Origin of the sequence: Pseudomonas sp. CMR5c (assembly GCF_003850545.1) — a bacterium.
GTDB classification, from domain to species: Bacteria; Pseudomonadota; Gammaproteobacteria; order Pseudomonadales; family Pseudomonadaceae; genus Aquipseudomonas; species Aquipseudomonas piscis.
This window is the reverse complement of the sequence record NZ_CP027705.1, coordinates 3,437,688-3,450,045: the sequence shown is the minus strand read 5'-3', so window position 1 is coordinate 3,450,045 and position 12,358 is coordinate 3,437,688. Positions and strand designations below refer to the sequence as shown.

At 49.1% G+C, this 12,358-nt stretch carries 8 protein-coding genes and 3 pseudogenes; 6 read left to right on the top strand and 5 right to left on the bottom strand.

Features of this window, described 5'->3' with window-relative positions; all coding sequences use genetic code 11:
* Positions 1–241: 241 nt before the first annotated feature.
* Positions 242–511, bottom strand: coding sequence for a hypothetical protein (locus tag C4K40_RS15795; RefSeq protein ID WP_083456867.1), 270 nt, complete (start codon positions 509–511; stop codon positions 242–244).
* Positions 512–831: 320 nt separating this feature from the next.
* Between C4K40_RS15795 and C4K40_RS15790 the strand changes: the two genes are divergently transcribed.
* Both C4K40_RS15790 and C4K40_RS15785 read left to right on the top strand, forming a co-directional pair.
* A complete protein-coding gene (locus tag C4K40_RS15790; protein ID WP_053130069.1) occupies positions 832–1,413 on the top strand; it encodes a hypothetical protein in 582 nt (193 codons plus the stop codon).
* Between the two features lie 195 nt (positions 1,414–1,608).
* Complete coding sequence (locus C4K40_RS15785; protein WP_053130066.1) at positions 1,609–2,013, top strand: DUF2251 domain-containing protein; 405 nt, start codon at positions 1,609–1,611, stop codon at positions 2,011–2,013.
* 313 nt (positions 2,014–2,326) lie between these two features.
* On the opposite strand, the pseudogene C4K40_RS32250 reads toward C4K40_RS15785, so the two are convergent.
* A pseudogene (locus tag C4K40_RS32250) lies at positions 2,327–3,322 on the bottom strand (transposase).
* Positions 3,323–3,563: 241 nt separating this feature from the next.
* Here C4K40_RS32250 and C4K40_RS15775 point away from each other — a divergent pair.
* Genes C4K40_RS15775 through C4K40_RS32245 form a run of 3 tightly spaced genes read left to right on the top strand, consistent with a single transcriptional unit; the run spans position 3,564 to position 7,054 of the window.
* The gene (locus C4K40_RS15775; protein WP_083456866.1) at positions 3,564–5,174 is read left to right on the top strand and encodes a Mu transposase C-terminal domain-containing protein; all 1,611 of its coding nucleotides are present in this window, start codon (positions 3,564–3,566) and stop codon (positions 5,172–5,174) included.
* Positions 5,175–6,020, top strand: a complete 846-nt coding sequence (locus C4K40_RS15770) for a TniB family NTP-binding protein (RefSeq protein WP_083456865.1) — start codon at positions 5,175–5,177, stop codon at positions 6,018–6,020.
* A complete protein-coding gene (locus tag C4K40_RS32245; protein WP_083456864.1) occupies positions 6,008–7,054 on the top strand; it encodes a TniQ family protein in 1,047 nt (348 codons plus the stop codon). The genes C4K40_RS15770 and C4K40_RS32245 overlap by 13 nt, the downstream gene beginning before the upstream one ends.
* Positions 7,055–7,451: 397 nt before the next feature.
* Here the strand turns inward: C4K40_RS32245 and C4K40_RS15760 are convergent.
* A pseudogene (locus C4K40_RS15760) lies at positions 7,452–8,488 on the bottom strand (site-specific integrase).
* A 316-nt stretch (positions 8,489–8,804) separates the two neighbouring features.
* Here C4K40_RS15760 and C4K40_RS15755 point away from each other — a divergent pair.
* Positions 8,805–10,199, top strand: a complete 1,395-nt coding sequence (locus C4K40_RS15755; protein ID WP_083456863.1) for a J domain-containing protein — start codon at positions 8,805–8,807, stop codon at positions 10,197–10,199.
* Positions 10,200–10,350: 151 nt separating this feature from the next.
* On the opposite strand, the pseudogene C4K40_RS15750 reads toward C4K40_RS15755, so the two are convergent.
* Both C4K40_RS15750 and C4K40_RS15740 read right to left on the bottom strand, forming a co-directional pair.
* A pseudogene (locus C4K40_RS15750) lies at positions 10,351–10,734 on the bottom strand (transposase); the annotation flags it as partial.
* A gap of 383 nt (positions 10,735–11,117) precedes the next feature.
* Complete coding sequence (locus tag C4K40_RS15740) at positions 11,118–12,257, bottom strand: calcium:proton antiporter (protein ID WP_053131358.1); 1,140 nt, start codon at positions 12,255–12,257, stop codon at positions 11,118–11,120.
* Positions 12,258–12,358 lie beyond the last annotated feature (101 nt).

Sequence of the window (12,358 nt, the reverse complement as noted above, 5' to 3'; positions counted from 1 at the left end):
GACAAGAGGCTAAAGGCAGCGTGCGCGGGTAGGGCACGCCTAATAAACAGTTGACTGAGCCGTGAAGTACAAAAGGACGAGAGGAGTAAGTTCAGGAATATCTTGGCGTTAGATTAACAGCTAATATAGAAGGTGCTGTTAATACATGAAGTACAACTTTGAAGAGTTATGTGGTTGCGCTGACTCACCGGAGCTTATAACAGGCTCTGGTGCGTGTTCACGCACCAGAGCGCCCTGATAACTACCACTGGCCGCTTGCAAGGCAGCCGACAATTTCCCAGCCGCTGTATTCCCACCAGGAATATCGTTCATCGGAACAACTCCTGGCCAAACTAGCCAACTTGATTTCGCCAGTTGCTTTTTGGGTTCCAAAAGGAGTTTCGGCAGAAGCTGTCACCTGATGGACGGTCTGGGGAGGCTTGATAGTGGTCGGATGCACAGAAGCGTTCGCGACACTTGCGGTGAAAGCGACGGCCGCTGATATAGCGATAACAGTTATGAGCTTTTTCATGTTCGATTCCTTTCAGTTATCTGACATGAGGCTTATGCATCAGCCTGACCTGCTTTTTATCAATGATCCCAAACAGATCGGGCACTCGCGCAGGGGGCGCCACGAAAGGCTACCACCATGGCGCCTTGCGCACAGTCGCTCAAGGGAGCTATTGACAAGCAGGTAGAAGCCTGCATTTTCCATGGATAGAGTTATCCAAGCTGGGACAATTCATTCAGCTTAGTTTCCCGGTGGCCGAACTTGATAAAGATCGGATCAAAGCTATCCTCACCCAGTAATTTCATAATGCGTGTTAAATATTTGGGCAGGAGCCAAGAACCATGACAGGGAAAGATCTGGTTGATGCAATAACAGGTAACCCATTACTGATGGGCTTGAAGGATTGTCCTGCAGTGCCAGTTCAAATGAGCTGCGCTGTCTACGGAAAGGTGCAAGATGACGTTGGAGATGATGTCATCAAGAATGATTCGAAAATGAAATACCAAATTGAACAGGCACTGCTATTTCGTGGTGATAACTCACAGACAGCTGTTTGGCACTTTCTTGTTAAGGGATCAGCAATCCATCACTTTGTCGTTATCCCGTGGTACAAGTCGTCAGTCGGTACAGTGTATACGCTGTTCATGGCCTACGAGAACCAATACTCGGTGGACGCATATGTCAAGCATCTCAGCCCGGCCCCTGGCGCGGACAAGGGATACAAGGAATATTGGACGGCAAATGAACTAAGTACGATGCTCTCTGACTTGCTAACTAATAGAAACGCCTGGGAAGAGTATTTTGGCCATGTTGGAGAAGCCCAGGCAGATGCAATTCACTACTATAAATACAAAATCACAGCATTAAGCACTGCAGTTTCCAATGTGAATCAATTTAAAAAGCTCTGCGGGAAGGCTACTTGACCAAGGCGAGAGCCTGAATACCAAGGAGGGATCTTCAGGTGTTGTCGCTCGCATGAGTGATGGGTGCGTTGCTGGCCGGCCATTTATTCTAGGTGATGAAAGACCCAGGTCAATCTCTGCCCGGAGATTGCCTGGGTTACTCCAGGTTGTCATCATGCTCGCCTTTGAATACTCCAAGAGACAAGGAAAGTTGTAATGCCCATTTATCTGGCAGCTGAAAGCGAATTGAAGGTAGGCCAAGCCCTGGTGTTGGAGGCTCCTGCCGAGGAAGGTTCCTTCGTCGTGGTTTTTGAAGATGATGGTGACACCGGTTACTTCTACGCATTGGATACCGCGGCCGAAGGCAACCCGATCTACGATGCGCTGCATATCTACAATGCCGCCGATGTCAGTGACAGCCACAAGCCATCGATGGTGAAAGTCGGCTGGGCCGTCGATCACCGCAAGGCGGTATTGCTGATCAATGATTTTCCTCATGCGGTGTTTGATTTCGATGCCAAGCAAGGATATTGCAGATCGGGGTTCCCACCGCAGGCTGGCAACGGCTGGTCGGAAGGCGGTCACCAGTGGGACGACGCAGCACTTGGTCTGTTTGCTTGATCAAACGCCTGGCATCGCCAGGCGTTTCACATAGAGGCACGGATGGAAGCTGGAAGATCAGAAGCAGGTGTGAACAACACTTAAAGCAGGTAATGACGCTACCTCTATGATTTTTAATGTGTTTTTCAATTATAACTGTTAAAAAAGGAAAAAGCTTGGATAGCAAGCTTGCTGAAAAATCGTCTAAATCTAGAAGTGTTCAAAATGTCAAAAATCACCTAAGCAACGGAATTTTATGGATTTATATAATCCTGCGTGGGAAATGTTATCAAGCTTTTGACGAACGCTGTTTTTCCCTCTTTTAAAAGGTTGTTCACGAATTGCCGGGAAGGTCGCACTTAATCTTCATGAAAAAGGACTCGCTGTTCCGGTAGCCGTAGGCCATACGCTTAATCACCTTGATGCGGTTGTTGACCCTCTCCAGTTGACCGGTGTACATCGGCCAGCGAACCCTGCTCAAAATGCCCCGCCAGAAACCCTTCAAGCGTTTAGCGAACTGCTTCAAAGCCAGTATTTCGCTTTGGATTGGTTCGCTGCCAGCAGATCCTACAGGTGCACCTGCTGATCTTCGCTCTTGAGGTTTTCCGGATTGCACGGCAGTTACCAGCGAGCTTGCTTGATGACCTTGCGGGCGGGTTTGTCATGACGCAGGCGGATGTCCTCATCGACTCGTACACGGTCAGTCACTTCTCGGCCGTATTTGGCCACCACATGAAATAGGTCGTAGACCACTCGTGCTTGTGGGCAGTGCTGGCTAACTTCACGGTCAAAAGCAGTATTCATGCCCATCGCTACCGCCTCGATTTGCGAGCAGCAAGCCCCAACTCTTCGAAGAAGGGCCTGATAGTGCCCCGGCTACATCCTTCGCCGGGTGGGTATCCGCATCCAGTACGACGCTGGCGTATCGATGCTCTTTGAACAGGACAAACTCGTCCATGACCAATCGCCTGGGACGGGCTACAGGCAACTTATACAGCTCCGTCTGTAGAGTCAGTCGCTCCAGTAATCGCATGCTATGCGACGCGTCATACAAGAGTAACGATCAAGCCAGCCAACAGTCTCCATTTTCTTGCCGCAACTACCGCACCCGACTCGTCTGAGTTCGACGTTTAACTGCACCGAGTACCCGAGAATAAGTAGGCCTCGAACAAGCCGTTGGCAGTATTCATGTGTGGTCGTGCTGGGCTCGTTGCAGCCGCTGTAGGTGCGATTGGGGGATGAGATCGATCTGCAAGGCGTCACCATCAGGCCTGATAGAGACGACAGAAAAGCCCTCCCAAAACGGAAGGAAAGTATTAATATTGCGCATAAGAACGCCGGTTTGTTAGATGTGTTTGTTCGCACGAATATCATCAATCAAATCGGCGTTCTTGTTTCTGTCTTTTCTAGAGTTCTGCGAAGAGTCTTTTAAAGACTATATTAACGTAGAATATTATTATACGAAGTTTATAGCGCTTCGGGAAAAAAACCTCTAAAAAATGTACTGGAGATGTGTGACGCACGCTCAAAAAACACTTATCGTGGCCATTCGGTGTCGATGAGGCGAGCGGATGAAAAATATCAAGAAGATGGTGGGTCGCTGCGATGAGATGGAGTTTGAAGATCTTAAAGAGGCCAAGCGCCGAAATGATGTTATTCGAAAGTACTTAGACAAAGAAATAACATACAAAAGCGCATTGGGACTTATCCCGTGTTCGAAAACCACGTTTTATAGGCTTCTTAATAAATATGATGAGGGCGCTGGATCCACTGCCTTACTTCAGGCCAAAAGAGGTCGAAAAAATGGAGAAAGCCAGTTAGATGAAACGGTTGAGAATATTATAAGGGAATGCATTAAAAACAAGCTGAGAAATAGAGCGGCAGGGCCTTCCGCCGTCTGGAAGGCGGTAAAGGATAAATGCACAGAATCAAGCTTTCCCATACCGAGTTTAGGGGCTGTGTCGAAGAGAGTAAACGCCATAACTCCACTAGAGCTTCGTAAGCTACAGTATGGCGCGGCAGATGCGTACGATAAATTAGGGATGAAGCCTGGAAGACTAAAATTAAGCAGACCGCTGCAAGTTACACAGATTGATCACACGTTGGTCGATGTAATTTTATGTGATGATGATCGGACTCCTCTTGGTAGGCCTTGGCTGACAGTACTAGTTGATGTCAAGACCAGGGTAATATTGTCCTATTATCTGTCTTGGCATAATCCGTCATCCGTCTCGGTGGCCGCAACGATAGCTTTCGCGGTGGCGAATAAAGCAGATTATTTAGCAATGATTGGTTGTGAGCATATTAGCTATCCTTTCTCTGGAAAACCTGAGGCCATTAACTCGGATAATGCGAAGGAATTCAGGTCGCTTAGTATGGAGAAAGCATGTGCTAAAAACAAAATCGACCTCAATTGGCGGCCGCGCGGGAAAAAACACTACGGAGGTCACGTAGAGCGTTTAATCGGTACTCTGATGGGTGAAGTGCATTTCTTACCCGGCACGACTTTCTCCAATACTAAGGCTAGGAAGGGGTACGATAGTGAAAAAAAGTCATGCATGACTTTCATGGAGTTCTCCCGGTGGTTTGCTACGCAAGTTGCGATTTACCATTGCACTGTGCATTCAGCTATAAAAATGACACCTGGAGACGCATGGATTGATTACTTTTCCGGTCATAATCCTCAAGTTTTAACTAATAATGAGAAAGCCGAACTAACTATTGATTTTCTCCCCCAGGATAGGCGTACTGTCTACCCAAAAGGATTGCGTTTCAAGAATAATTATTACTACTGCCCTGATTTAGCGCCTCATGTCGGAAAGGATGTTTTAATAAAGTACAATCCTTTGTCTATCAGAAGAATTTGGGCTCGCTTAAATGACGAATATATAAACGTGCCGTTCTCCGATCTTGCGCAAAATGACAATCTTCTAGAAGCTTCTCGTATTGATGGGTTGTTTCAACAGGAAAAATCCAAATCCCGTTGGGTTTCAGAGGAAGAAAGAATAAAACTTAAAAAAACTTCTAATGAGATTGTAGTAAATGCGAAAACTACAACCAGAAGGGAGAGGAGACAGCAAGCGATAAGCAGGGAACATGGCACTCGAACACCAGCAGAGTCGAACTCAAAAATTAGAATTGATTATTCCAAAAAGCCAATGCCCTTCAATAGCGAGGACTGAATGGACCTTTCCCACATAAAAGAGGCTAAGCGGTCTCTTGCGTTGTTTGGGGTTTCCGAAAGAATTGACATTATCAATAAGAATATTTGGGTAGACTGCCCGCAGTGTTCAAGAGTAGAGCGAGTTGTTAAAAACATGCTCAATGCTCGTGGGATGTCTCCTGCACCTTGTCTACTTGTCTGTGGAGAAGGCGGAGCCGGGAAAACCAGCATAATTAATAGAATTAGTAGTAGACACGATGCAGTCGATGGAATTGTAGCATTTGCTAGTTTAGCTGAAAATCCTGACGATCTCAGGTTTCGAGAGTTATTGCTCACGGCTTTAGGCGTGCCGCTAAAAGCACAAGGGTGGAGCGGAAAAATTCCCAATGGATTGGAGAAATATCTGCAACTTAGAAATATCTTAGCGGTCATTATTGACGAGTTCCATGATGCGCTGTTAGCTCAGGTTGCAGAGCAACGAAGAAATCTTTCGCTGCTAAAAAAACTGTCCGAGCCACCTTATCATCTTAGTATCATGGGTTTCGGTACGACATCAGCAGTCAATGCGCTAAACCAAGATCCCCAACTCGAACGACGATTTGAAGTTCTAAAATTATTGCCATGGGTTGAAGGCGACGAATTTAGGAGCTTCCTGGCCTCGATTGAGGAAAACCTACCTCTTCGTAAAGCGTCCAGGCTTTATTCTCAGGAAACTGTTAAATACCTTCTAACGAACACAAACGGTACGATGGATCAAGTGTTGAAGGCTATAAGATTTGGAGCGATTCATGCAATCAAGAGTGGGGAAGAAAAAATAACCATGGAAAGCATGCAGAAGGGGGCTGTTCGTAGATGGGATTACTAAGGGGGAGAAAGAATAGAAGATTCAAAGGGTTCCCTCAGCCTTATAGCGATGAAACGTTATCCTCATGGCTATTCCGTTGCGCGACCAGCAAACAATGCGTCTTGACTATGGAGGCTGTCGAGGAATATGTAGAAAGCTCATTGAAAAATGGTCTTGACTACGACTTCAGCTTTGGCCAAACGTTTAAGCGGCTCTGTGCTCGCTTTGGGATAGATTATGCTCATTGCAAGGAGTATTTTTATATAAAAAATAAAGAGATGATTTCGAATGTTCGTAATAGAAATTCTTTCTGTCGGCAATGCCTTGATGAGGACGTAAAATACCGGTCGACCCCATACTGGAGAAGATCTTGGTGTCGCTTTGATGTGGCATATTGCTCATTACATAAAACCCTCCTTGCTACCACCCGGACGGATTTTGGATTATATCGTTCATGGGAGTCTTTCGCGTTTTTCTCGGGTTTTTGCTATCAGCGTAAGGGCGATAGAAATATCTATGAGTTTGCCACATTAAACTTTCTTGGTTTAAGAGTTCAAGATTGGCTTTTCACCAATAGAAAAGAAATTGAGCGCACTTCGGGTACGAACCGGCTAATTCGTGATTTGTTGAGAAGCTTTCTGTCTTTGCGAACAGAGTATCGATACTGTGGGATTGCTAGAGTAGCTTTCAATTACGCGTCACAGGTTCCAATAACGCATGCAGATTATCATTACAGTTCGTGCATGTATCATGGGGCAAATAATTCAAGCTCTATTCACAGGAGAGCAGCACTGATTGTCCTTGGGGTTGTGTTGGGGTTTTATGGCGAGCAGGAGCTGCAGAGGTTACAAAAAACTGCGCTTTATAGTTGTGGTATATTTCCGAGCACCCCTTCAGAGGCCGGGGCTACAATTTCAGATCTTCTAGATGAGCCTGAGAGGGAGTGGTATATCTCACAGTTCTTTAATATTCCACCGATCGCGGGAATTGACATAAATTCTCGCATAGAGGAGTTTCTCTCGTGCATTAGGAAGGATAAAGTAGTATTGAGATAGAGGCCTGTATGTTGCACTGGCAAGGTATTCTTAGTGCTATTCTAGTCGTCATGGCAGCTTGAAAATTTATCTCTACTTTGTATCAATGCCCCGCTCCAAACAAAACCTCATCTGATAAGGCGTTCGTCGTCAGTGCGAAAGCATCGCACTTGGACACGTATTTGAATCATTAGTAAAGCTCGGATGTGTTTTGTAAGATTAGAGAAGTGTGAGAGGTAGGGTTCTTCTATAGTCATTCCGAACAATTATCGTCTTATTTACCTAAATGAGAGGTGCAAGTATTAATTTAGAGTTGAGTTGGCTCGCCAGCCATCCTTTTTTGAATATCATAATCGCGGTGATAGCGTCTGGCATACATTGAAGATGTCGCTGGTAACGGGTGCCTGTGTCTGAGATTTTACAGCGCAGCTACAGTTTGATCAGTTATGCGTATCTTCCGACGGGCCTGGTAGTTCAATAGTTTCGAGGCGCTGCTGTTCATTAGCGATCCAGCTTGAAAGTAACCCATCACCGTGCTAACGCTGTCGTGCTCGGTCATCGCCATTACTTCATCAAGCGGCACTCCCTGACGGCTGGCCTCGGTGACAAAACCCGACCTTAAACTGTGCGCTGCACAGTCCCCCTCTAGGCCGGCTAGTTTCGCCCGTCGCTGCACGATGCGCGCCACTTGGTCTCCTGACAATTCCTTAATCCCAACCTTGTTGCCTTTATACATCCGACGAAACAGCGGACCGCTGTCAGCAGGTACGGCGGCCAGCCAAGCGGTGAGAGCCCGTACCGCTGGCCCATCAGTGGTTTCTCACGGCGTACCTCGCTGGTGTCGGTCTTGATGGCACCCAGCGCGTACGGCCACGTGTCGACCTCGAGCTGGCGCACATCGCCCACTTGCAGGCCCGCCACTTCCGAGCGGCGTCGGCCGCCACCGCTCCAGACCAGCAGGAGCAGGGCGCGATCGCGCACGCCGCGCAGGTGGCGAGCAGCGCCTGCAATGGCTCGAGAACGACCGCAGTTTTCTTACGCACCTTTACGCCCTGGCGCGACTGTGCTTTGCGCGCTTTTCAAAGCCGGCGCCTCAGTCGGACTCTCCCATTCATTCAGCCGGTATCATTTGCCGACGACGGCCAGACGATGGCTAACCGTGTTAAAGGCCGGCGGCCCGACTTTGGTTTAGATTCGCGCCTTAACTAGGGCAGTGTCGATTGTCGGTGGAAGCAGGTGTGCCCAAGAGCCATCGGCCAATAAACGAGCCAGGTGATCAAAAACAAACTGAATTGCCACTTCTGTCGACAGTGGGGCATCGTCCAGTCTCAGGCCATAACGCAATTGCAGCCAGCCTGATCAGTAGGCGAGGGCGCTGCGATAACTGCGCACGGTGTTGGCGGCGGTTCCGGCGGCGATAAACGCAGCCGCGGCATCCTGGGCGCAGCAGTACACCTATATCAGTCCAAAGTAGCCCAATAGCGCTGTCGCCTTACCAGGGCCAAGCCCTGGTTTTGACGAGATGGCTATATGAAAATATCACGGTTACGCCAAAAAACTGTCGATTCAAGGTTGTCAGGCGATCAATTTGTGGTTTTGTTGGCGGTAAAAGTGGACTGCTTAAATAGCAATTAGCTACCATATATTCACGAGCCGCCGTTTATCGGATCGTTACTCCAGCACTCTTAAGCCAATGGCCTATGTTTAAGGGCGCTAATTTGCTCTCAATAACACGTGCCCGCTAATCCGTTAGCGTGACTAGGATTGTTTCATGCAAAGCAATAAAACCGACCCTGATGGTTTCTATGCCGTCTTGGGCGTAAGCCCAGTCGCGACTGATGATCAGATCAAGGCTGCATATCGCAGGCGTGCCATGGACATGCACCCTGACCGTAATCCGGGAAAAGACACCACAAAGCAGTTTCAATTATTGAATGAAGCTTATGCAGTGCTCTCGAATCCAAAATCAAGGGCTGAGTACGATCGAGCGGAGTTCGAAAATACGACCAACGAACCAACAGCGCCAGATATCCCGAACCCGATTACCTGCAGCATCTGTGCGAAGGTAACAGCTCAACCTAGGTTTGTGGTTCTCCGCTCCGTAAAAAGCTTCATTGTAGTTACTTTGCGAAAGCCGATAGCTGGTGTTTATTGCAGTGACTGCGCTCAGAAGCAGTCGCTCAAAGCATCTGCAACTACCTGGCTGCTGGGCTGGTGGGGCGTTCCGTGGGGGCCGATCTATTCGCTACAGGCGCTTGTGACCAATATGTTCGGAGGCGCCCATCCACCTCTTGAAAACGCTCGAATGCTGGGCTATCAGTCTTACTATTTTTATGCGATCGGCCGACCAGACTTGGCACAGTCACTCGCTCAAAGCGCGAAGAATTTTGCTAATAAAATTCCGAATGAATCGACCCCTGGAGGGGTATCAGTAAAAGAAAAGGAGGACCTAACCAGCAACCTTGAAGGATTTATACAGGAGCTGGGTGGTCACATTGAGCACAAGCAGTTAAAGAGCAGCTGGGGACTGATCCATAAGCGCTTCTTTATCCATTTGGGTGCAATAGCTGTCGCTGGCTTAGGAATTGCCGTTGCCGTGATCAATTCACCAGGGTCTCATTACACCCCACCACGGGGGCCAATGCCCTATTCCGCTCAGCCTATTTCAGAGCAGTTGCCAGCCGTCCCTAGTGGCAACACAGCCCAGGTTAGCCTAGGCGCAGTGCCACCAAAGACAGTCGCTAAGCAGGCCTATGTCAGGTCCAAGACAGCCCCGAATGGCAAGCCGTGGCCAAAAATCGCATCTTATCTGGCGGGCGAGCCACAAACTCACACCAAAGGCCACTCAGAGATAACGATCGACAACGGAGGGAATAACTCAGACGTCTTTTTGAAGCTCGTTGCGTTGCAAGGAACTGTGGCTCGACCGGCTAGGCAGGTATTTATCCCAGCACACAGTCAATTCACGATCAAGAACCTCGCTCCGGGGCGCTACGATGTTCGGTACCGTGATCTCAACTTTGGCGGGCTATCTCGATCTGAAGCCATGCAGTTAACTGAAAAGACTACGCATCGCGGTACTGAGTACGCAGTGATCACACTCACCCTTTACAAAGTGGCAAATGGGAATGCCGCAACCTTCACGCTTTCTGAAGACGAGTTCTAAAGAACTGAAGGTGGCTCCATAACCACGAAAGGCTAGGGAAACTCCGAACAGGTTGCTCATCATCTAGAAATGGGCGGCTTGGGGATGCCGAAAGCCCGATTTTCAGCCACTGATTATTGGATAACCAAGGCAACGCCTTGGTTATCTACCCTCACGGGCGCACCTCTCCCACACCAGGCACTAATTGCCGGCGTTCCATCCACAGATTCGATAGGGCAAACAGCGTGGTCAATTGCACCGTGTTCTTGGCCAAGCCACGGAAGCGGGTTTTCACATAACCGAATTGGCGCTTGATCACACGGAATGAATGTTCGACCTTCGCGAGCCGCAATCTGCCAGATCACCGGCCACCCTTCATGCTCCGGCTGTTTCTCCGCGCCGGTATAACCCGCATCGGCACAGATAACATTCTCATCGCTATGCAACAGGTGAGCGACCTCCGTTACATCAGCCACATTCGCCGCTGTGTCGTGGACGTGGAGCACCAGCCCCGACTCGCCTTCATACCGGAGAAATACTTATTACCCTTCTTCGTCAGATCCGACCATGAGTATTTGGCAGTGCCGACGTACAGTGTGTGCCGACCTGACTTACGTAGGGTGAGTAGGGCCGGCGAGGATTTCTTTTTTGCTAAGGATAACTGCGCACTGCGACATAGCGATCCCAATCAAAATTGGAGGAATGCTTAGCCACTGCCCGACACTGAGCAGCAACGACTCATAGGTCGCTTGGTGCATCTTGGTAAACTCCAAAATAAATCTGGTTTGCCAAGCGCGAAGATAGGGCAGATGAACATACCATGATCCGCTTCCGTGACTGGTTCCCAACACTACTCAGCACATGAATCGCCTCAATAGGCCGTGACGTGCAATCCGGTCGACGCTACGGCTTCGATCTCTCATGCTCAGTTCCTGCAACTCATGGGTTGAACAGCAATAGCCCATAAACACCGAACAGCACTAGGTGCATATACCCCTGGATCGGAGATGTACGCTGACTGCCAAAGGACTGCATGGTGAGCGCCAGTGTCACCATGAACAGTAGGATTTCCGCATTCGATATCCCCATGATGACCTGTTTGCCAGCCAGCAACCCAATTAGCAGCACCACCGGAACGGTCAGACCGACAGTCGATACGAAAGCGCCTTGGCAGAGATTCACACTACGCTGCAGCTCGTTGTTTATAGCTGCCTTAACTGCCGTGATGGATTCAGGGGTAAACACGATGATTGCGATCAGCACACCACCTACAGCCGGCGGAAGACCCGCAGCGGTGATACCAAACTCGGTTACCACTGCTAGGTCATGAGCCAACAGGACGATAGGCAGGATTAGTGCAAGTAGTACAGCGGAGCGAATGAGCGCGCTCTTTTTGTCGATGGACGCCGACTTGTCAGTGGTCGTTGTCGTCATTTTAGGAATACTCATGCTGCCTTCGGGCGGCTGCACGAAGTAGCGCCGATGGCTTCGCATCTGCATCCAGAGAAAACCGACATACATCAGCAATGTGAATGCTGATATCCCCACAGCCTGAGAGGAGGAGAACTCGCCCGGCGTACTAGTGTAATTGGACAGTACCAGCGCAATACCGGTAAGCAGAGCGATCATCGACAGGTAGGCGCTGGCGCCCTGTACATTGAACTCCTGATCGCCATTGCGCGCCGCCCCTGTAATCAGGCAGATGCCGACTACCAGATTCATGATGATCATCATCACCGCGAAAATGGAATCCTTAGCAATGCTGGGCGCCTCGACCGGGCCCAGCAGAACGGCCGCAATCAGAATCACCTCGATCGACACGATCGACAGCGTAAGGATCAATGTCCCATAAGGCTCACCCAACTGCTCGGCCAGATGATCAGCCTCGTGGACCACCCCAAATGCAGTAGCCAGGATCGTCACGAACAACAGTATGAACACCCAGGCCGCAGTGAAGCCGCTCATAGAACTGCCCAGTATCTGCGAGCCGAATAGTGCAAATAGCAGCACGATTACCCAGGCTCCAGTAATACGCAGCCAGGTTGCCGGTGGAACGAGTGCAGAAAATGAGGTTGTCATCGTATTCTTGAACCTTTGGATCTGGCCCATGAGCCATAAAGTTGGGTCGTCCCAATGATGATTTACCTAACTCGAGGTCGTCCTCCGTCAGTTTTTGCAAG